We start from the raw sequence: 19,371 nt of genomic DNA, 5'->3' as shown, positions 1-19,371 counted from the left end.
GGACCCCCACCATGTCCACGAACCACACCGCCCACCCGCAGACCGTCGACGCCCCGGCCGGCAGCTGGGACCTCGAACCCGTCGGCTCCACCGTGGAGTTCACCGGCCGCCACTTCTTCTTCCTGCCCGTACGGGGCTCACTGCCCGTGCGTTCCGGCCGCGCCGAGATCGCCGCCGACGGCACCCTGGCCGGCCTGGACGCCGCGGTGGGCGTCGCGGGTTTCGAGAGCGGCGACCCGCGGCGGGACACGGCGGTGCGCGGCCCGCGGTTCCTCGACGCGGAGCGCTTCCCGGAACTGCGCTTCACCGGCGAGCGTCTCACCGTCGGCCCGAGCGTCACCGGACTGCTGGAGGTCAAGGGCCGCAGGACGCCGGTGACGTTCACGGCCGAGGAGCTGACCGTCGACGGCGAGCGGGTCACCGTACGGGCCACCGCGCGCGTCGACCGGCACGCGTGCGGTGTCGGCGCGCTGCGCGGCCTGGTCGGAGCGGAGCTCCTGGTGAGGGTGCGGGCCGTCTTCGTACGGCGGTCATGAGCCGCCCGGCGGACGCACGCGGAACGAGGCCCGGCCGGAGGGGGAATCCGGCCGGGCCTCTGCGTCGGCACCCACAGGGTGCGGGGGTCACCCCGCGGGTGCCGGGTCGGGTGCCGGCTCGCGCACCGGGAAGACGTGGGACAGCCAGGCGTAGGTGCGCAGCTCCTCCAGCAGGCTCAGGCCCAGCCGGTTGTGCAGCATGTGGGCGTGGGAGAAGAGGATCATGCCGGGGTGGGTCGGCGCGTGCCGCCGGACGGCGTCGGCGTGGGCCGCCAGCTCCTCGTACCAGCCGGTGAACGGGCCGTGTGCCTCGGGCGTGACCCGCACCGCGTCCGGGTCCTGGCCGACGTGGGTGATCCGGTCGAGCAGGGCGTCGGGACGGCCCGCGTCGGACGCCCAGGCCCGCCAGGCGCCCAGGCCCCGCGCGAAGTAGTGGGCACGCTCGACGGGACCGCCGAGGGCGACGGCGGCGGACAGGGTGCCGCGCAGCGCCAGCCGGGCGCGCCGCGCCTCCCCGGTGATGCCCGGGGCGAGCCGCAGCACGAGTTCGCTGGACAGGTGGAACAGGGACTCGGCGGCCGGCATGAGGGCGTGACCGCCGTAGCGTTCGAACTCGGGGTCGTAGTCGGCACGGTGCACACCGGGCGGCAGCAGCGCCCGGACGGAGGAGTTGACGCCGGTCTCCCCGGCGGCGGCGAGCCGGGCCGCGCCCTCCTGGTAGGCGTCGGCGGCCAGCGGTTCCTCCCCGGGTGCGAGCCGGCCCGCCCCGGCGAGCCGGTCGCGCAGGGCGTGCGCGACGCGCGCGCGGGCGTCCGGGGCGAGGTCCGCGATCCGCAGCCGCAGATGAGGACCCGACTGCCAGTAGCGGATGAAGAACCACTCGGTGCCGGGCGGCAGTTCGCGGACCGTGGGCCCGATGACGTCGGTGAGGACGCGGTCGTGGGCGCTGCGGGCAGTGGTGGCGAGGTGGAGGTGCCAGGCGCTCCAGCGATGCGGTGTGGTGGCGGGTGTGGGCATGGGCGGGCTTCCTTGTCGTCCGGGCGGCGTGCGGAGAAGTGGGTTCAGGTGCGCAGGTCGAGCTGGTCGCCCCCGGTCTCGCGCGGTACCCCCACCACCGCCGACAGGACGATCGTCTCGTCCTCGGCCAGGCCGATGACCTCCTTCGTGGGGATCTCCTTGAACGCCCGGACGGGCCGCGCGAAGAGACCGGCCGCCGCCGCCGCCAGGCACAGTCCGTGGACGGCCCAGCCGCAGGCGAGCTGCGCGGCGCCCCAGCCGGTGGGGCCGAAGCGGGCGAACAGCTCGCGGGGGCGTACCGAGAAGAAGACGGTGAGCGGGGCCTTGGCGATGCCGCAGCCGTTGACGGGTGACAACCCGTAGCCGTAGTTCGCCTCAAGACCCGCGGGGGCGGTCGGATCGGCCTTCCGCAGGTGCGCCGCGCCCCGCTCGAAGCGGTGCACCCCGGCCGGGTACCCCTCGACGTGCTGCACCACGGCGGTGACCGTGACCGCGTCGAAGGCGGCGGCGAGCACCGGGTGCGGTGGCGGGACACCGAGCCAGGCGAGGGCGGCGGCCAGGTGCCGGGCCGGGACCGGGGCGGGGCGCGGTGCCGAGTCCATGCCGTGCAGGGCGCGGGGCATACGGCCGGAGTGGCGCCGCCACAGCAGCTCCGCCCAGTCGGGCACGACCGGGCCGTCCGGCAGGCCGGCCGGGACGGCGGTGGTGAGCGGTGCCGGGCCCGCCGGGTACGTCTGCTCCCGGTCGACGCGTACGACGTGCGTCAGCGAGGGGTCGCCCGCGGGCACCGGCGCGTCTCGCCCGGCCCTCGCCACGGGACCGGGCCCGGCCACGTCGACGAACCAGGGCAGCGACCACTCCCAGGTCCGCTCAAGACCCAGCTCGCGCAGCGGCCCCGCCCCGCCGCCGGAGGGCGGGGTGAGTGTCGCCGGCACCCCGAACAGTTCGAGACCGAGGCTCAACGCCCGCAGCACCATGCCGAGTTCGATGGAGACGAGCGACCCGCGGAACCACTGGTACGCCACCGGGATCGCGGTGTAGCGGCCGGTGAGCGCGATGCGGGTGGGCGCTTCGGTGTCCGGTCCTGTGAGAGCGTGGCGGGCCGGCTCCAGCAGCCGCCACGCCGCCCCGTCGCCCACGAAGGCGTGGACGGGGAAGAGGCAGCGCGGCGAGGCGTACGGGCGGTGCTCGTTGTACGGGTTCTCCGGTTCACGGCGCACGGGACCGAACGTCGCCGCCAGGGCGTGCAGCAGGGCGTCCGGCGCCGCCGGTCCGGCGGCCGGGACCCGCGGATACGCGAGCGCCGACAACCGGTCGGTGGTGCCCGTCGGCAGCACCCTGCTCGGCCCCGCGGGGCGCGGCGGCCCCGGCGGTACGTGGCTGTCGGGCGGGGGCGTGCTCGCCCAGGTCCAGGGCGGCGGCTCCGGGCGGTCGTCACCCCGGCCGTAGGCGTACCAGAGCGACTCGCGCGCGATGCTGTTGTCGCCCTCGGGGCCCGGCAGGTCGACCGGGGCGCGCCGGGTCCACTCCGGGGCGGGGGCGGTCACGGGAACGGGTGGGGGTCGTAGGGGACCGTCCGGTGCTCCTGGTCCGTGCCGCGCAGGGCGGCCCGGAGCCGGGGCAGTCCGTCCAGGCGCTGCTGGGCGTGGCCGAAGCACATCGGCAGGATGCCGGGGACGACCGCGCGGGCGACCGCGACACCGGCGTCCGCGTGCTCCCGGCTGGTCTGGTCGACGACGACGACGCGGTCCAGACCCGCGTCGGCGAACAGCGAGGCGACGTACTCGAGCGTGCCGCGCACATCGCCGTCCGCGGCGCGTTCGAGCCGGCCGGGCCAGTCGGGGAACGCCTCCTCGAGGGTGACGGCCGGGCCGCCGAGCCCCGCCAGGGCGCGGTCGCGGGTCTCGGGGATCGAGGAGAACCGGACATGGTCCTCCAGCTCCTCCACCAGCCACGGGTCCTCGGCCATCCGCTCGGCCTGCTCGCGGGTCCAGTCGACCGGGTTGGTGACCAGTTGGGCCACCTCGCGCAGCGCGCCCCGGACCGCCGACTCCGGGTCCGCCCCCGAACCGGCGGAGGAGAAGGTGGCGGGGAACGGGTTCTTCTCGTTGACGGCGACGACCCACACCACCGGAAGGCCGATGTCACGGGTGGCGACCAGCAGATGGACGTCGAAGCCGCGGGCCCGGATCAACTCGACCATGGCCCGGCTGGTCGGGTCGGCGAGGGTGGCGACGGGGATGTGCGGGAGCGGCGCCGCCCGGTACCAGGACGTCAGGAACGCGTCCCGCTCGGCGAGTTCGAACAGCGAGTGCAGGGCGGCCTCCTCGTAGTTGGCGCCGACCGCGCAGCCGCTGGAGCAGTCGAAGAAGTAGTGCCGCCGGTTCGCCGCGCCGGCCACGCGCGCCGCCCGGCGGTCCCGGCGGAACGCGTACTCGTACTGGTAGAAGGCGTGGTCGGCCGGGACCAGCAGCGGACGGCCGTCGGCGAGGTCGTGTCCCCAGGCCCAGTCCATCGGGGTGTCGGCCGTGAACGGCGTCGCCCTGCTGGTCGGGTGGGCGAGCTGCTCGGCGGTGTAGCGGCCGAGGGTGTCCGGGTCGACGGCGTGGTCGGCGACCTCCCGGTAGGAGCGCCGGGTCACCAGGGGGATGTCGTAGGGGTATCCGCCGAGCCGTTCGTAGGCCTCCAGGACGGCGACCGGTTCGGTCTCGGCGAACGTACGGGCCCGGCCGTGGCCCATCGCCGGGGCGTCGGTGACGACGGCCATGCTCATCGCGAACGGGGCGTGGGACTCCCGCAGGATCGCCCGGACCGGCCCGAAGCGGTCGTCGGCCAGGCGGTCGCGCAGGAAGCCGGGCTCGACGAGCCGACTCGCCGCGGTGCGGGTGGCGTCACCGGGGACGGCCGGGCGCGAGCGGAGGGTACGGGGTGCCGGGGTCCCGGTGCTGACCAGGTCCTCGGGGGCGGGGCCGCACGCCGGGCAGTGGAAGCTGCGCGCGATGCGGTGGCGGCGGGTGCCGCGCACGGTCACCGAGTAGGCCTCGCCGGGTGCGAGGGGACGGTCCGCCAGGTGTTCCAGACCGGTGCGCAGGAGCTCGGGCAGCAGCGGTGCGGGGGCGGCGGGAACCCGCGTCGCCCGGGTGAGGTCGCCGACGAGCGGGTGGTCGAGGACGGTGCGTTCGCGCACCTCGGCGCAGGCGGCGCAGCCGGAAGCGGTGCCCGGCACCCACAACGGGCCGACCATGACCTCGTCGTCGTACAGGCGTACGGAGAGGTGGGGGCCGTCCGCCGCGTCGACCGGGCCGCGTTCCCAGGCGAGGTCCCAGCCGAGGTTGACGGAGACGGTCGCTCCGGTGGTGCGGGCCAGTCCGGCGAGGGCGGGCAGCCAGTCGTCGTGTGCCGTCGCGGGCAGCGCGGGGCCTGCCTGGACCGGGTTCTCGGTGATCGGGTCAGTGGTCGGCATCGGTGGGCTCCTGGGCCGTCCGGGCGGTCACCGGGCCATGCCAGAAGGGGAGTTCGCCCAGCACGGGGTCCGTGCGGCGGGCCTGTCCCCGGATCGTGGCGAGCGCGGTGAGCTGCTTCCTCAGTGCGGTGCGGGTGGTGTCGTCGACGGTGAGCAGGGCGTCGGTGGACAGGGCGGCGACGGTGCCGTCGGCCTGGGCGGCGGCGAGCGCCGTGCACAGCGCGGCGTACGTCGCGTCGGCGGCCGTGGGCCCCCAGCCGGCGCCGAGCGACCGGCCGTCGGCGGTGACCTCGGCCAGCGGCCAGTCGACTCCGGAGGCCCGGGCCAGGGCGAGTACGGGAACGGCCGGCCCGAGCTGCGCGCGCAGGGCGGCGAGGATGCGCTCGCCCTCGACGTGCAGCGGGGGAGCGGTGCCGGTGAGGTGCTCGAACCGGTCCCGGCGCTCGGCGAGCCACCGCAACGCGCCGTCCAGCAGCCAGTGTTCACGGGTGAGTCCGGCGGCGCCGGCGGCGCGGTCGCGCAGGGCGGCCAGGGCGGCGGCGACGGTCGCCGTCTCCTGGTGCGCCGCCCAGGCGGTGACCGTGTCCGTGCGGTCCGTGCGGTGCTCCGCCGCGCGCAGGGCGAGGGGCATCTGCGGCAGGTGCTCGCCCTGCGCGGAGGCGAAGAGTCCGGTCCAGCGGGCGGTGAGGACGGCGGTCTCCTCCAGTGCGGCCGCCGGTTCGGGGAGGGGTTCGGCGGGGGCGTCGTCGAGCCCGGCGACGACCGCTTCGGTCACGGGGCCGCCCGTGACGGTGACGCGGTCGGCGGTGAGATCGGGGCCGTGCACGACATGGGCCTCGCCGGGCTCCGCGACACCCGTGAGGGTGTCGGCCAGGAGCTGGGCGGCGAGGGCTCCCGCGAGGGAGTGGGCGACGGGTCCGGCCGGGGGCTCGACGCCCTCGGCGCCGGCCCAGACACGGGCCCGGTCCCGGAACGCCGCCCAGACGGCGGGAGACGTCCCGACCGGTCCGACGAGGACCGGCCCCGGGCCGAGCAGCACGGGCACGTGGAGCGTCCCGTGCCGCTCGGTCCAGGTCTCGTCGCCGGTGAGGAACTCGATGACGGCACGGGGCGGACCACCGGCCCCCGGGAGGTCCACCGCCGGGTCGCCGGCGGGAATCGGTGCCTGGTCCCTGCGCGCCGCCGGGTCGCCGGCGGGGGTCGTGGTGCCGGCCCCGTCCGCCACCGGGTCGCCGGTGGGGGTGAGGGTTTTGGGCTTGCGCACCGCCGGGCCGCCGGCGGGAGTCGAGGGTTCGCGCACCGCCGGGCCGCCGGCGGGAATCGGAACCAGGAGGGAGGGGTCCGCGTACATGGCCGGGTCGCAGACCGGGACGAGGGCCGGTGAAGGTGTGGTCCTCCCGTCGGTCGGGGTCACCTGGGTCATGCCGGTACGCAGCAGCCCGCGCCGGGCCGGGGCCGTCGCCGTGTCCGGGCCCCGCAGTTCCACCCGGGCCCGGCGCAGACGGGCGAACGCCGCGTACGGATCGTCGAGGCGGGCAGCCAGACGGGCCAGGGCGTCGGCGTGGCGGGCGCGCACCTCGGCCGGGGGCTCCGGCTCGGTGAAGGCGGCCGGGTCGAGCAGCAGGCCGTTCTCCCGCAGTTGGGCGACGAGATGCCGTACGGCCGGACGGGCACGCTCCGTGCCGAACCCGGCGACCAGGGCGTCCTCCGTCGTCCCCGTCTCCAGCAGCGGTACGCAACCGTCCGCCACCGCGTGCATGAGCTCCGAGCCGCTCAGCACGAACTGCCCGCGCGTACCGCTGAAGTACACGCCCCCGGGCACCGGCGCGTAGTGCAGCCCGGGCCGGGCCCTCAACGGGGTGTCCGTCCCCGGAGCCGGTGTGGCCGGGGCCCTGTCCAGATCGGTCACCGTCACGACCGAGCTCCTTCCGCTTCCATGTGGTCGGCCGGGTCGTACACGAACCGTCCGCCGGCCGTGCGCCCGACTTCGAGCACCCATTCCGTCGCGTGCGTGCCGTCGGTGACACCGGGCAGTGCCTCCTCCAGGTAGCTCGCGCCCGCCCCGCGGCGCTCCAGCATCCGAGGCAGGACCCGCACCGCGAGGGCGCTCGACAGGTCGACGTACTGCGGTTTCTGCTGGAGGCGCTTGGACTGGACGTCCGGGGCGCCGACCGACAGCGGGCCCTCGTCCTCGGGCGCCGACTTGATGACGACCTCGTCGGGGACCCCGTGCCGGACCCGCCAGGCCGTCAGCGCGAGCAGCCGCTCGTGCTCGTCGGGCCCGGCGGCGACCGCCGTGTCCAGCTCGGCCCCGCCGTACCAGCGGCGGCGGCCGATGAGGACGTCGCCGACCGCCATGCGCGGCGCGGTGCGGGTGTGCTCGCCGTCCCACGGGGTGGCCGCGTGCCAGGAGTTCGGCAGGCTGTTGAAGAGCCGGCCGCTGATCGCAAGGCCGGAGGCCACCGACAGCGGGGGCGGGAACAGGCCCGGATGGCCGGTGCCCAGCGGCAGCACCCGCAGGGGCGTGCCGTCCGCGTCCTCGACCCGCAGCGAGTCCGTCTCCGGGTCGTGGGCCAGCCGCAGCGTGAACCAGTCCTCCGGGGTGAGACCGCCCGGCAGCACCGGCGCGTGGGCGTTGACGTTGAGGCGGTGCAGACCGAGGTCCTCGGTGACCCGGGCACCGTCGTGACCGTAGAAGCGCCGCAGGCGGTCGGCGAGCCGGGGCAGCGCCCGGCCGCCCTGGCGGCGGTCGGCCTCCAGGAAACGCGCGTACAGCATGCCGTGGCCCGGCAGGCCGTCGTTGAGGACGAGCCTGTCGCCGGCCTGCTGGAGCAGCACGCCGTAGATCAGCGGGTCCCGGCGGAAGCGGTCGGGCAGCGGCCGGGTCAGCCCGGCGACGTCCGCCGCGGTGAGGTCCAGGGTGTCCTCGCCGGCCCGGGCGGTCTTGGTGAGGAGCGCGTGCACCTCCTCGGACAGCTCGCGGCGCAGCAGGTACATGCGTTCCAGCGAGCCGTCCGCCGGGCCGATGCCGGTCAGCGCGGCCGGCTCGCCCGAACCCTGCGGCCCGTACACGGCGGCCATCGCGGCGGCCCGCCGGGAGACCTCCCCGACGACGAACGGCGCGTGCTCGGCCAGCGGCACGTTCGCCCCGGCCCCGAACCGCTCCGTGAACGCGGCGGTCATCAGGGCTCGTACGTCGTGCAGCCAGTCGAAGACCGACAGCAGCTCCACGGCGGGCCCGAGGTCGGTCAGCGGGGCGTGCCAGTCGGAGGCGGCCACCTTCAGCGGCGGCATGACGTAGTCCTCCTCGACCGTGATGTGCGCCGGGCGGCCCACGGCCTGGCTGAACCGGCCGAGGTCCCCGCGCAGTCCGGCCAGCACGGCGCCCCGTTCGCCGGCGGTCGCCCCGGCCACCCGGGGCAGTCCGGAGCGGACCCGGTCCGCCAGCTCCCCGACGGTGCCGGCCGAGGCGGGGGAGAGCAGGTCGTCATAGCCGGCGGCCCCCGCGTGGTCCTCCGGCTGGGTGAAGGTGCACAGCACGCCCTGCTGGAGTGCCTGCCGCACGCGCCGGTCGGCGTCCCCGTCGGAGCAGCCGGCCCGCGCGGCGACGTGCGCGACCACGGCCGGGAACCGGCGCGGCCCCATGGAGAGCGCGTCGAGCAGGTCGGCGACGGGACCGTCGAGCGGCAGCGCGAGCCGGTGCATGCCCTGCTCGGAGAACTTCAGGAAGAACAGCTTGCCGCTCTCCGGGTCGGGTGCCGAGGTGGGCGGCAGCCCCACCCACAGGTCGGTGGGACCGGCCCCGTCGGCGGTGGGCAGGCCGCCGAGCACGTAGTGCAGCATGACCCGGTCCAGGCCCGGTACGGCCAGCGCGCCGGTGAAGGGCACGCCGCCGGGGCGTACGGCCTCCGGGTCGCCGGCGGGGGCGGGTTCGGCGATGCCCACCGCGGTGAACCGGGAGAGCGGGCTGGTGCGCACCATGGACCGGGTGACGTACTGGATCAGTCCGCGTTCCGACTTGCGGGTGCGGGCGTTGACCTTGCCGGGTCCCTCGACCGCCGTCCGGTAGCGCTCGGCCTCCTGGTGCACCTCGGGTGCCACGAGGGCGAGCGAGCGCAGCAGGTCGTCGTCGCCGAGCAGGCCCGCCAGGACGGTCCGTTCGCGGTCGGCGGCGGCCGGGTAGCCCTCGGTGATCGTGGCGCGCAGCCGCTCCCGCCCGGCCTGGAGGGCCAGCCAGCGGGTCACCGAGGGGATGGCGGCGATACGGCCCTCGGGAGCCTTCCGGGGCGCGCGGCCGTTGTGGATCGCCCGGCGCAGCGCGATCAGCTCGCGGCGCTCGGCGTCCGACTCCGCGGCACCGATCCGCTCGTACAGCTCCTGCGAGCAGACCTCGGCGACCTCGGCCAGTCCGGCCTCGGCGGTGGCCAGTTCGGCGAGCAGCCGGCGCAGCTCCGGGTCGGCGAGGCGGGTCCTGCGCAGCGGGTTGACGCGCAGGAACCACTGGGGTTCGGGGCTGGTCATCGCGGGGCTCCCGTCGGCTTCGTGGTGCGGGCGGTGTGCGGGCGCTCCAGACGCTCGCGCCAGCTGCTGCCGAGTACGTCGTCGACCGTTCCGGCGATCGCGAAACACATGTAGTAGCGCTGCATCGGCGACACGGTGAGCAGGGGAAGCTGCTGGTAGAAGAGGTTGGTCAGCAGGCGGAACGCGGCGAAGAACGGCGAGGGCGTGCTGATCGCCCCGGACCCGTGCACGGTGCGGTGGAAGTCGGTGTCCGGCTGCTCACCGCGCGGCACCGTGGTCACGGCCCCGGGCGGTCCCATTTGCCCCCGGTCGACGCCGTCGGTAACGGAGTCGAGCAGGCCGGCGGTGAGGGCGCCCGAGGCGACCGCGCTGTCCAGCACACCGGCGCCGTAGGCGAACGCCGTGCGCCACCGGGCCGCCGCGGGCGACACCTCACCGCTCAGCCGCTGTTCGACCACCGCGCGGAGCAGCGGCGCCTCCTTGGCGAGCCGCTCCCGGAAGAGGGGCCGCATGTCCTTGCGGGGAGCCGCCCAGGCGAGGAACGCCTCCGCGTGCGACCGGGGGGAGAACACCCCGTAGCCCGGGCCGAGGGCGTGGGTGTCGGCGAGCGCGGCGAACGCCTCCGCGAGCAGGACCGTGCCGTTGCCGGGCTCCTCGGCCAGGCCTTCGATCATCGACAGCACCGGTACGGCGAGCGCGCCGTTCACGACGGTGCGCAGCGGATCGAGGCGCGGCTCGCGGGAGCGCAGGGCCGGGTCACCGGGAGCGACGGGCAGGACCGCGCCGTGGTCGCGCAGCGGCAGGTACGGGGGCTCCACCGCTTCGAGCCGGCCGAACTCGCGGGCCTGCTCCAGATAGGCATCCTCGGTCAGCGCCCGCGCCGGGTCGAGGGGGCCCGCGTCGAGCCCGGCCGCGACCGCCGGCCAGTCGGCGGCGCCGGCGGCCGGGGCGAGCAGGTCGATGTGGGGTCCGTGCAGCCAGCCGCGGCGGACCTGGACGCCGGGCACGCCCCCCTCGCTCAGTTCGCGGGCGACCGGTACGACGTACCGGGCCAGCCAGGCCGGTGTGACCGGCATCCGAGTGTGGAGTCGTACCCCCGTCAGGTCGGCGGAATCCGGCCTCACGGCAATACGCTCCGGAGCGTCAACCACCATGTCCTTCGCACCTTCCGAGACGAACGGGAAATGAATCAGGGAATGAATCAGAGAATGTGCTCCACATCATTGGCGCCCGGAATGCGCGGCGGAAGTGGAGAAGGGGTGGCGGCTTACATACGTCACGGTTCTCGTGACATCGCACGTCCTTTTCCGAGGAAGACCGGGAGGCGTGCTCTTCGTGGCGAAGTCTCGGAATGATCAATTCCGCTTGAGTCGGCCGGCGGACTGGCCGGAAAACGTCTGGCGGTCGCGATGATCGTTGTACTCTCCGCCAATGACGCCTACTCCCCCCACCGCCGGCCCGACCCCGTCCGCCACGGACGCCGAGTGCCTGGAACTCACCCGGAAACTGCGACGCCGAGGAACCCTCGTGCTCTCCTTGTTCGCCCTGGTGTGGGCCTTCGCCGGGGCCTCCGGAACCGGTTCGGCGACGGATGTCGTGCCGGTGTCCATAGAAGTGGCGGCCCTCGTGGTCACCGCGGCGGCGCTCTACCTGGGGCACCGCAAGGACGCCGCGCCCTCGCCCCGGATGGTGAGCCTCCCGGAGAACTGGGCGCGCGGGGTGGGTGTCGTCAACGGCATCGAGGTGCTGGCCGTCTTCGCCGTCATCGCCGGCTCCAACGCCTCCGGCCGCCCCGAGCTCATCCCGGTCGGCATCGCCCTCGTGGTGGGGCTGCACTTCTTCCCGCTCGCGCGCCTGTACGACCAGTGGCAGTACCGGTGGACGGCCGGACTGATGACCGCCGTGGCGGTCGTGGGTGCCGTGCTGGTCGTGGCCGGTATGTCGGACGAGAGCGTGCTGGTCGTGGTGGGCCTGGCCTGTGCGGCGGTGCTCTGGGCCTCCGCGTACCACCTGGCCGTACGGGGCTGACGGACCGCCCCGGAAACGAACGCAAGGATGTGCCGACCGGCCCGGGGCCGGTTGGCGCATCCTTGTGCGTTCACACGGTCGTGCTCAGGCGCTCACGCGCCTTCAGCAGGCCGAGCAGGTGCTGGACGAGGAGGACGAGGTGCCGATCGAGCCGCTGGAGGCGCCCATCTCGGGGAGCGCCACGCCGTCGGCGACCTCGAGGGTCTCCAGCTCGTCGGCGTCGAAGCCCTCGAACGCGGTGTCGGCGTCGTTCTTGATGTCCTTGGCGGTCATGTCGTGGTCCTTCCGGGATCCGTGGGTGAGTGGTTCAGCAGGCCGAGCAGGTGCTGGAGGACGAGGAGGAGGTGCCGATCGAGCCGCTGGAGGCGCCCATCTCGGGGAGCGCCACGCCGTCGGCGACCTCGAGGGTCTCCAGCTCGTCGGCGTCGAAGCCCTCGAACGCGGTGTCGGCGTCGTTCTTGATGTCCTTGGCGGTCATGTCGTGGTCCTTCCGTCGATTCAGGAGCTCCTGGATGGAATTCCCGAGGATTCATACTCCGGGATTACTCCCGGATACCTTCCGGAATGTTTTTCTTTTCCGTCGGGCTGTGGCATCCATATTGCTCGGCCACTCACCCCTGCGCCAGCCCCTGCGGGTGTCGGCTGACATTTATCACGGCCCGGATGACGTTTTCCCGGTGCCCGGCTTTTCGTCGAGGGCCACCGGAAGTGCCCATTCGGGGCTGTTCACCATGTGCCATTCATCGCCCGGCTCGGCGGGCAGCGCGGAACCGGGCGCCGGCGTGCCCAGCAGGAAGTCGCCGACCGAGGACTCCCGCAGGTAGTCCAGGCCCAGCACACGGGCGGACAGGTCGGCGTCGCCGTTGCCCAGCCCGCAGGGCGCCAGCCCCATCGCCGTCGCGACCAGGTACATGGTCTGGTAGAGCACACCGGTGTGCCGCAGCGTCGTCGCGTACGCCATGGCCCGGTACTTCCACGCCATGCGCTGGAACCGCGAGGTCACCGTGAGGAGCACGGCCGGACGCACGTCGAACCCGACGGACCGGGACGCCACGCCCAGCAGCGCCCGCCGGTCCTCCTCCGCCTCGCTGACGAGGACCAGGCGGTGTGCGTACGAGTCGTAGTGGTAGACGCCCGGTGCGACTCCCTCACAGCGCAGCACCGTGACGTACAGCTCCAGTTCGTGGAGCGAGCCCCCGGCCGGATAGGGCCGCGAGACCACCTCGTCCTCGCCGGGGCCGGGCGTGCGATGGACGCGCACCCGCTGCACCCGGTACAGGAACTCGCCCAGCTCGCGCGCCGTCAGCGCCCGTTCGCCGAAGACGCGGTGGGACCGACGCCCCTCGACGGCGGCGGTCAGGGACGGGTCACGGGCGTCGATGTCCTCACGCGCCGGGCGGTACAGCTCCGTCACGGGGCCGTCCGGCGCCGGTTTCACGGCAGGCAGCGGGTCGATCTGGCCCCGGTAGGGGTAGGCCGCGCCGAAGCTCTCGTCGAAACGGCCGGACCGGACGCGTGAGTGGAACAGCAGGTCGTGGAAGTCCCACTGGCGCAGCACCGGCTCGGTGTCGGACGCGAAGGTGCCGTCCGGGGCGGCGAGTTCGACGAAGCCGGTGCCGACGAGATGGGCCAGGACCGTGAGCGTCTCCGCCCCGCTCAGCCCGGTGTCCTCACCGGCCCGGACCGCCGGACCCGGCTGCCCCAGCGCGGCGACGAGCTCACGGGCGGCACGGTCGGCGAGCACGGCACGGAACTTCACCAGCGGGGACTCCAGCACGAGCACGCCCCCGCGCGTACGGCAGAGGGCGAACCGCGACAGGCGGACCCGGGCGTCGGCGGGCACGGCCGCCGTACGGTGCCCGGCGTCCCGGGCCGTCGGCTCCAGCCGCACCAACTCCCGCCGCAGCGGCGGCTCGTCGTGCGTGAGCACGCTGTACGCCAGCAGGTGGCCGGCCCGCACCAACACGGCGTCGGCCCGCTCCCGCGCGGTGCCGTCGAACCCCTCGTACAACTCCTCGTACGGCACCGGGCCCTCGGCCAGCCGGCGCAGTACGGTGCGCAGCCCGCCGCGCACCGGGCGCAGCACGAGTGAGGTGTCGGGGCCGCGCAGCACCGCCGTGTCCGCGGTGTCGTCGAACGTGATCCGCACGTCCGTACGCAGCGCGCGGGCCGCGAGCTCGGGCGGTTTCTCCGTGGACACGGAAATCATCAGGGCCTCCGTCTGGGGATTCTCTGGAAGAACTCGGCGAAACCCACTCTGACGCCCGCTACACCCTCTCCGCCCCGGCCGGCCGCACCGCATGACAGTCACCATTCCCGTTCGTGACCGAGGTCATGGAATACGTGACACATGACAGGGACGGACCGTCTCCGCTCGGACAATCGACGCCCCGAGCGCATGCTCGGAACAGGAATTCAACGACCGCCGTCCCCAACGACAGAAGGACATTTCCGTGCTCACTCGTCGACATGCGATACGTCTCGGTATGACCACCGGCGCCGTCGGGGCGGTCGGCGCGGCGGGCGGGCTGTTCAAGACGCTCACCGCGGGCGGGCCGGCCACCGTCCCGGTCGCCGCGACGGCGGCCCCGGCGGTCGAGCCGTTCGCGGTGCCGTTGACCGTGCCGCCGGTGTTGGCCCCGTACCGCAGAACCAGACACGCCGACTACTACGACATCACCATGCGCCGTGCGAGCGCGGAGATCCTGCCCGGCACCCGTACCGACGTCCTGACGTACAACGGCTCCTTCACCGGCCCCACCATCCGCGCCCGCACCGGCCGCAGGACGGTGGTCCGGCACGTCAACGCGCTGGACATGCCGACGTCGGTGCACCTCCACGGCGGCAACAACCCGGTGGAGCACGACGGCGGGATGATGGACACGATCGCGCCGGGGCGCAGGCGTACCTACGTGTACGAGAACCGGCAGCCCGGCGCCACCCTGTGGATGCACGACCACGCGCACCACATGGAGTCCGAGCACGTCTACCGGGGACTGTCCGGGCTGTACCTGCTGCGCGACCCCGAGGAGGACCGGCTCGGGCTGCCGTCCGGGAAGTACGACATCCCCCTGGTGCTGAGGGACGCGGACCTCGACGGCAACGCCGCCATGGTCCACACGATGGACGACGCGCAGAACCGCACGACGATCCTGGTCAACGGCCGGCCCTGGCCGTACCTGGAGGTCGAGGCCCGCAAGTACCGCTTCCGGCTGGTCAACTCGTGCAACCTGCGCATCTTCGTCCTGGCGCTGTCGGACGGTTCCGCCACGCAACACCCCGTGCAGCAGATCGGCACGGACGGCGGGCTGCTCGCCGCCCCCGCCGAGACACCGGTGCTGGTCCTGTCGCCCGGCGAACGCATCGACTTCGTCGCCGACTTCTCGAAGTACGCGCCCGGAACCCGGCTCACCCTCGCCAACATGCTGGGCCCCGGCCCCACCGAACTCGTCGGTCAGGTCATGCGGTTCGACATCGGTGGGCGGACCCCCGACCGCAGCCGGGTCCCGGACACCCTCGCCACGCTGCCGGCCCTGCCGAAGGCCACCGTGGAGCGCGCCTTCGAACTGAACATGGACGAGCCGGGCACCGGAGGCCACCAGGCGTACATCAACGGGAAGACCTTCGACCCGGACCGCATCGACACGCACGTCGAGTGGGGCAGCACCGAGGTGTGGACGGTCACCAACAAGAGCACCAGCGTTCCGCACAATTTCCACACGCATCTGGTGCAGTTCAGAATCCTCGAACGTGACGGGCAGCCGCCGTATCCGGCCGAGACCGGATGGAAGGACACCGTGCTGCTCTTTCCCGGACAGACGGCGAAACTCCAGCTGACCTTCGATTCGCACCGCGGTGTCTATCCGTATCACTGCCACATGATCGACCACAGCGCGATGGGAATGATGGCGCAGATGAAGATCTCCTGACCTTCCTGGCGATTTCCCGACGTGTTCCCGACGCGTTTCCGACGAATTCCCGACGAAAAGAGAGGAGGACCATGACCACCGGAACCCTTGCGCGCCCCTACGCCCGCCGGCTGCTCGCCGCGCTGGAACGCGACCCCACCCGGGTCGTCGTGCACCGGCCCGACGCGGCCGTGACGGCGGGGGAGCTGCGCGCGTCCCTCCTGGGCAGCGCCGCCCTGCTGCGCTCCCTGCGGGTCGGCCCCGGCACCACGGTGGCGATCCTGACCGGCCCCAACCACCCGCTGATGCTCAGCGCCCGCTACGCCGTGCACCTGCTCGGCGCGACCTCGGTGTACGTCCGCTCGATGAACCCGCGCACGGACACCGAGACCTTCTCCCTCGCCACCCAGACCGAACTGCTGCGGGACCTCGCGGTGCCGCTGCTGCTGGTGGACGAGGCGGACGAGGAGAGCGCGGCCCGCGGCAGATGGCTGGCCCGACGGCGGCCCGGACTCACCGTGCGGGCGATCCCTCGCACGGCGGACGGGCACGACACCGTGCCACCGGCGCCGCCGCCCCGGCCCGAGGACCTGTCCGTCGTCGACTTCACCAGCGGCAGCACCGGCCGGCCGAAGATGGTGGCGCAGCGCCACGGCACCCGTGAACACCTCGTCGAACGCCTCGCCGACGGCCTCGATCCACGGGGCCCGGCCACGCTGCTCTCCGTCACCCCGGTCAGCCACACGACCGCGCCGATGGCCGACGCCGTGCTGTGCGGGGGCGGCACGGTGGTGCTCCACGACGAGTTCGACGCCGACGCCACCCTGGCGGCCATCGCCGAACACCGGGTCACCGACGCCTACCTGGCCGTTCCGCACCTGTACCGGCTGCTCGACCATCCGCTGGTCACGTCGTACGACCTGTCGTCGCTGCGCCGCATCACCTACAGCGGCACACCGGCCGCCCCCGAACGGGTCCGCGACGCGGTGCGGATCTTCGGGGACGTACTGATCCAGGTGTACGGCACCACGGAGGCCGGCGGCATCAGCTGTCTCACCCCGCTGGACCACCGGGAGCCCGAACTGCTCGGCTCGGTCGGCCGGCCCTTCCCCTGGGTGCGGGTGGAGATCCGCACGCCCGGCACCGGCACCCCGCTGGGGCGCGGGCGGAGCGGCGAGATCTGGATCGACTCGCCGACGGTGTCCGCCGGTTACCTGGACGACGAGGAGCTGACCGCCGACACGTACCGCGACGGCTGGCTGCGCACCGGCGACCTCGGGCACTGGGACGCGTACGGCTATCTGCGGCTGGACGGCCGGGTGGGCGACGTCATCAAGCACGGCGGCCTCAAGCTCGACCCGGCCGCCATCGAGGCGGCGCTGCTCCGGCACCCCCAGGTGCGCCAGGCCGCGGTGTTCGGCGTCCGGGACGAGGACCTCGTGGAGCAGGTGCACGCCGCCGTCGAACTGTACTCGGGCGCCGGGCACACCTCCTGCGACCTGCGGGGCTACGTCGCGGCGACGCTCACCCCGGAGCACGCCCCGGTCAGCGTCTCCGTCTGGCCCGAACTGCCGCTCACGCCGTCCGGCAAACCCGACCGGACGCGGTTGCGCGGCGCGACCGCACCGGTGCGCGCGGTACCCCCGCCCGCCGCCGAGGCGCGCGGCACCGGCCCACCCGACACCGGCGCCGAGGTGGACGGCCCGCCCGGACACCACGCCCGCCGGCGCACCGATCCGCGCAACAGAAAGGGCACTCCATGACCGGATTCGGCCACTTCGCCAGGTCACTGCGGCTGCGGCGGCTCTACCGCCACAGCACGGCCGGCCTGATGATCACCCCTCTCGACCACTCGATCAGCGACGGGCCCGTGGTGCCCCGGGGCACGACCCTCGACCAGCTCGCCGGACAGCTCGCCGCCGGCGGCGCGGACGCGGTCGTCGTGCACAAGGGCAGCGTCCGCCACATCAGCCCGGAGCGGTTCGCCGCGATGTCTCTGATCATCCATCTCAACGCGTCCACCGGCCAGGCGCACGACCCCGACGCCAAGTACGTGGTGACCGAGGTCGAGGAGGCGCTCCGGCTCGGCGCGGACGCGGTGAGCGTCCACGTCAACGTCGGTTCGGACGACGAGCGGCAGCAGATCGGCGACCTCGGACGGATCGCCGACGCCTGCGACCGGTGGAACCTGCCGCTGCTCGCCATGGTGTACCCGCGCGGTCCGCGGGTCACCGATCCGCGCGACCCGCAGCTGGTGGCGCACGCCGTCACCGTCGCCTCCGACCTGGGCGCGGACCTGGTCAAGACCGTCTTCCTCGGCTCGACCGCGGAGATGCTCGACCTGACCGCCGCCTGTCCGGTGCCCGTGCTGGTCGCGGGCGGTCCCGCGATGCCCACCGAGGAGGACGTCCTCGCCTATGTCCGCGACGCCCTGGCCGGCGGCGCGGGCGGGGTGGCGATGGGCCGCAACATCTTCCGGGCCGCCGATCCCCGCAGGCTCGCCTCCAAGGTGGCCCGGCTGGTCCACCACTTCCCGGAGCAGCACTTCGGCGCGGTCGCCCTCCCCGCCCGGGCCGGCGCCCACCGGGACGAACGGCTGACCCCCGACCATCTGGACGACCCGGCGCCCCTGGCGGCGTCCGGCGCCTTCCCCGAGAACACCCACCACCTCTCCGACCTTTCACATCCGACAGGAGGTCCGCACCATGACGGACGTAAAACTGTGCTGGCTTGACATCCGAGGCGCCGGCAACGCCACCGAAGCCGTCCTCGAAGAGGCCCTGCACCAGCGCATCGACGGCATCGTCGCCGCAGACCCGGCCGTCTTCGCCGGTCTGCCCCCCACCGTCCGCAAGATCCTGCTCTTCGAGGACGGCACCGACGCCGTCCCCGCCGACCTCGGCGCCGCCGACCTGGTGGTCGTGCCGGGCCCCCGGGAGGGGCGCGCCGAGCTCCAGGAGGCCCACCCGGACGCCGAGTTCGGGCGGTACGTGGAGATCGTCGACGCCGACACGCTCGAGGACGCCTGCCTCGCGGCGCGTCTGGAGCCGTGGAGCGTCCTCGACTTCCGCGATCCCACCAAGATCCCGCTCGAGATCGTGATCGCGGCGGCCACCGGCGCGCCCGGCTCGATCATCACCACCGCCTCCAACACCGAGGAGGCCGAGATCGTCTACGGCGTCCTCGAACTCGGCTCCGACGGCGTGCTCATGCGGGCCAACACGGTCGGTGACGCCACCGCGCTGCGCACCGCCGCCAGCGCCCGCGGCGGCGAGATCGGCCTGGTGGAGCTGACCGTCACCCGCACCACCCACATCGGCATGGGCGAGCGGGCCTGCGTCGACACCACGACCCACTTCCGCAAGGACGAGGGCATCCTGGTCGGTTCGCACTCCAAGGGCATGGTGCTGTGCGTCAGCGAGACCCACCCGCTGCCGTACATGCCGACCCGCCCGTTCCGGGTCAACGCCGGTGCCCTGCACTCGTACACCGTCTCGCAGGGCGGCCGCACCCACTACCTGAGCGAACTCCACGCCGGCAGCAAGGTGCTGGCCGTCGACACCAAGGGCCGCACCCGTCCGGTCAGCGTCGGCCGGGTCAAGATAGAGACCCGCCCGCTCATCTCCATCGACGCGGTGGCCCCGAGCGGGCAGACGGTCAACCTGATCCTGCAGGACGACTGGCACGTACGGGTCCTCGGCCCGGGCGCGGCGGTCCTCAACTCCACCGAACTCAAGCCGGGCGACACGATCCTCGGGCACCTGCCGACGGCGGACCGCCACGTCGGGTACCCGATCGACGAGTTCTGCCTGGAGAAGTGAGTCCGGCCCGGCCCCGCACACCCGTCGCGCCCGTGCCCGCACGAGCGTGACGAGCAGGCGCACCATCCCGCCCCGCC

General features: G+C 73.8%; 15 protein-coding genes. 6 read left to right on the top strand and 9 right to left on the bottom strand.

Going from position 1 to position 19,371, the window contains the following annotated elements; translation table 11 throughout:
• Nucleotides 1-11 precede the first annotated feature (11 nt).
• The gene (locus ACH4VX_RS26485) at nt 12-536 is read left to right on the top strand and encodes a YceI family protein (RefSeq protein WP_398370659.1); all 525 of its coding nucleotides are present in this window, start codon (nt 12-14) and stop codon (nt 534-536) included.
• Nucleotides 537-623: 87 nt separating this feature from the next.
• On the opposite strand, the gene ACH4VX_RS26480 is transcribed toward ACH4VX_RS26485, so the two are convergent.
• From ACH4VX_RS26480 to ACH4VX_RS26455, 6 genes are read right to left on the bottom strand one after another with little or no spacing between them, the layout of a single operon-like run.
• Entirely contained in the window at nt 624-1,553 is a 930-nt protein-coding gene (locus tag ACH4VX_RS26480; RefSeq protein ID WP_398370657.1) for a thiopeptide-type bacteriocin biosynthesis protein, read from the bottom strand.
• Nucleotides 1,554-1,597: 44 nt separating this feature from the next.
• The gene (locus tag ACH4VX_RS26475) at nt 1,598-3,100 is read right to left on the bottom strand and encodes a nitroreductase family protein (protein ID WP_398370656.1); all 1,503 of its coding nucleotides are present in this window, start codon (nt 3,098-3,100) and stop codon (nt 1,598-1,600) included.
• Complete coding sequence (locus ACH4VX_RS26470) at nt 3,097-5,016, bottom strand: TOMM precursor leader peptide-binding protein (protein WP_398370654.1); 1,920 nt, start codon at nt 5,014-5,016, stop codon at nt 3,097-3,099. Before ACH4VX_RS26470 ends, ACH4VX_RS26475 begins: the two co-directional genes overlap by 4 nt.
• On the bottom strand, nt 5,003-6,931 hold the full coding sequence (locus tag ACH4VX_RS26465) for a hypothetical protein (protein WP_398370652.1): 1,929 nt from the start codon (nt 6,929-6,931) through the stop codon (nt 5,003-5,005). Before ACH4VX_RS26465 ends, ACH4VX_RS26470 begins: the two co-directional genes overlap by 14 nt.
• Nucleotides 6,928-9,537 (bottom strand): hypothetical protein, encoded by a 2,610-nt coding sequence (locus ACH4VX_RS26460; RefSeq protein ID WP_398370650.1) that lies wholly within the window; start codon nt 9,535-9,537, stop codon nt 6,928-6,930. The genes ACH4VX_RS26465 and ACH4VX_RS26460 overlap by 4 nt, the downstream gene beginning before the upstream one ends.
• Nucleotides 9,534-10,613, bottom strand: coding sequence for a hypothetical protein (locus ACH4VX_RS26455; RefSeq protein WP_398370648.1), 1,080 nt, complete (start codon nt 10,611-10,613; stop codon nt 9,534-9,536). The genes ACH4VX_RS26460 and ACH4VX_RS26455 overlap by 4 nt, the downstream gene beginning before the upstream one ends.
• Before the next feature lie 355 nt (nt 10,614-10,968).
• Here ACH4VX_RS26455 and ACH4VX_RS26450 point away from each other — a divergent pair, with 355 nt between their 5' ends.
• Nucleotides 10,969-11,565 carry a DUF7010 family protein gene (locus tag ACH4VX_RS26450; RefSeq protein ID WP_398370647.1) on the top strand — a complete coding sequence of 199 codons (597 nt, stop codon included), beginning with the start codon at nt 10,969-10,971 and terminating at the stop codon, nt 11,563-11,565.
• 102 nt (nt 11,566-11,667) lie between these two features.
• Here the strand turns inward: ACH4VX_RS26450 and ACH4VX_RS26445 are convergent, their stop codons facing one another.
• The 3 genes from ACH4VX_RS26445 to ACH4VX_RS26435 all read right to left on the bottom strand — a co-directional run bounded on the left by ACH4VX_RS26445 (nt 11,668) and on the right by ACH4VX_RS26435 (nt 13,774).
• Nucleotides 11,668-11,838, bottom strand: a complete 171-nt coding sequence (locus ACH4VX_RS26445; protein ID WP_366483035.1) for a thiazolylpeptide-type bacteriocin — start codon at nt 11,836-11,838, stop codon at nt 11,668-11,670.
• Nucleotides 11,839-11,872: 34 nt separating this feature from the next.
• Nucleotides 11,873-12,043 carry a thiazolylpeptide-type bacteriocin gene (locus ACH4VX_RS26440; protein ID WP_366483035.1) on the bottom strand — a complete coding sequence of 57 codons (171 nt, stop codon included), beginning with the start codon at nt 12,041-12,043 and terminating at the stop codon, nt 11,873-11,875.
• Between the two features lie 174 nt (nt 12,044-12,217).
• On the bottom strand, nt 12,218-13,774 hold the full coding sequence (locus ACH4VX_RS26435; protein WP_398370646.1) for a SagB family peptide dehydrogenase: 1,557 nt from the start codon (nt 13,772-13,774) through the stop codon (nt 12,218-12,220).
• 244 nt (nt 13,775-14,018) lie between these two features.
• Between ACH4VX_RS26435 and ACH4VX_RS26430 the strand changes: the two genes are divergently transcribed.
• The 4 genes from ACH4VX_RS26430 to ACH4VX_RS26415 all read left to right on the top strand — a co-directional run bounded on the left by ACH4VX_RS26430 (nt 14,019) and on the right by ACH4VX_RS26415 (nt 19,294).
• Nucleotides 14,019-15,494, top strand: coding sequence for a multicopper oxidase family protein (locus ACH4VX_RS26430; protein WP_398370644.1), 1,476 nt, complete (start codon nt 14,019-14,021; stop codon nt 15,492-15,494).
• 71 nt (nt 15,495-15,565) lie between these two features.
• Complete coding sequence (locus ACH4VX_RS26425) at nt 15,566-17,236, top strand: class I adenylate-forming enzyme family protein (RefSeq protein ID WP_398370642.1); 1,671 nt, start codon at nt 15,566-15,568, stop codon at nt 17,234-17,236.
• Complete coding sequence (locus tag ACH4VX_RS26420; protein ID WP_398370641.1) at nt 17,233-18,207, top strand: 2-amino-3,7-dideoxy-D-threo-hept-6-ulosonate synthase; 975 nt, start codon at nt 17,233-17,235, stop codon at nt 18,205-18,207. The genes ACH4VX_RS26425 and ACH4VX_RS26420 overlap by 4 nt, the downstream gene beginning before the upstream one ends.
• Entirely contained in the window at nt 18,179-19,294 is a 1,116-nt protein-coding gene (locus tag ACH4VX_RS26415; protein WP_398370639.1) for a 3-dehydroquinate synthase II family protein, read from the top strand. The genes ACH4VX_RS26420 and ACH4VX_RS26415 overlap by 29 nt, the downstream gene beginning before the upstream one ends.
• Nucleotides 19,295-19,371 lie beyond the last annotated feature (77 nt).

The sequence above is a fragment of the Streptomyces sp. NPDC020731 genome (assembly GCF_044334705.1).
Lineage (GTDB): Bacteria > Actinomycetota > Actinomycetes > Streptomycetales > Streptomycetaceae > Streptomyces.
This window is presented reverse-complemented; position numbering and strand designations above follow the sequence as displayed.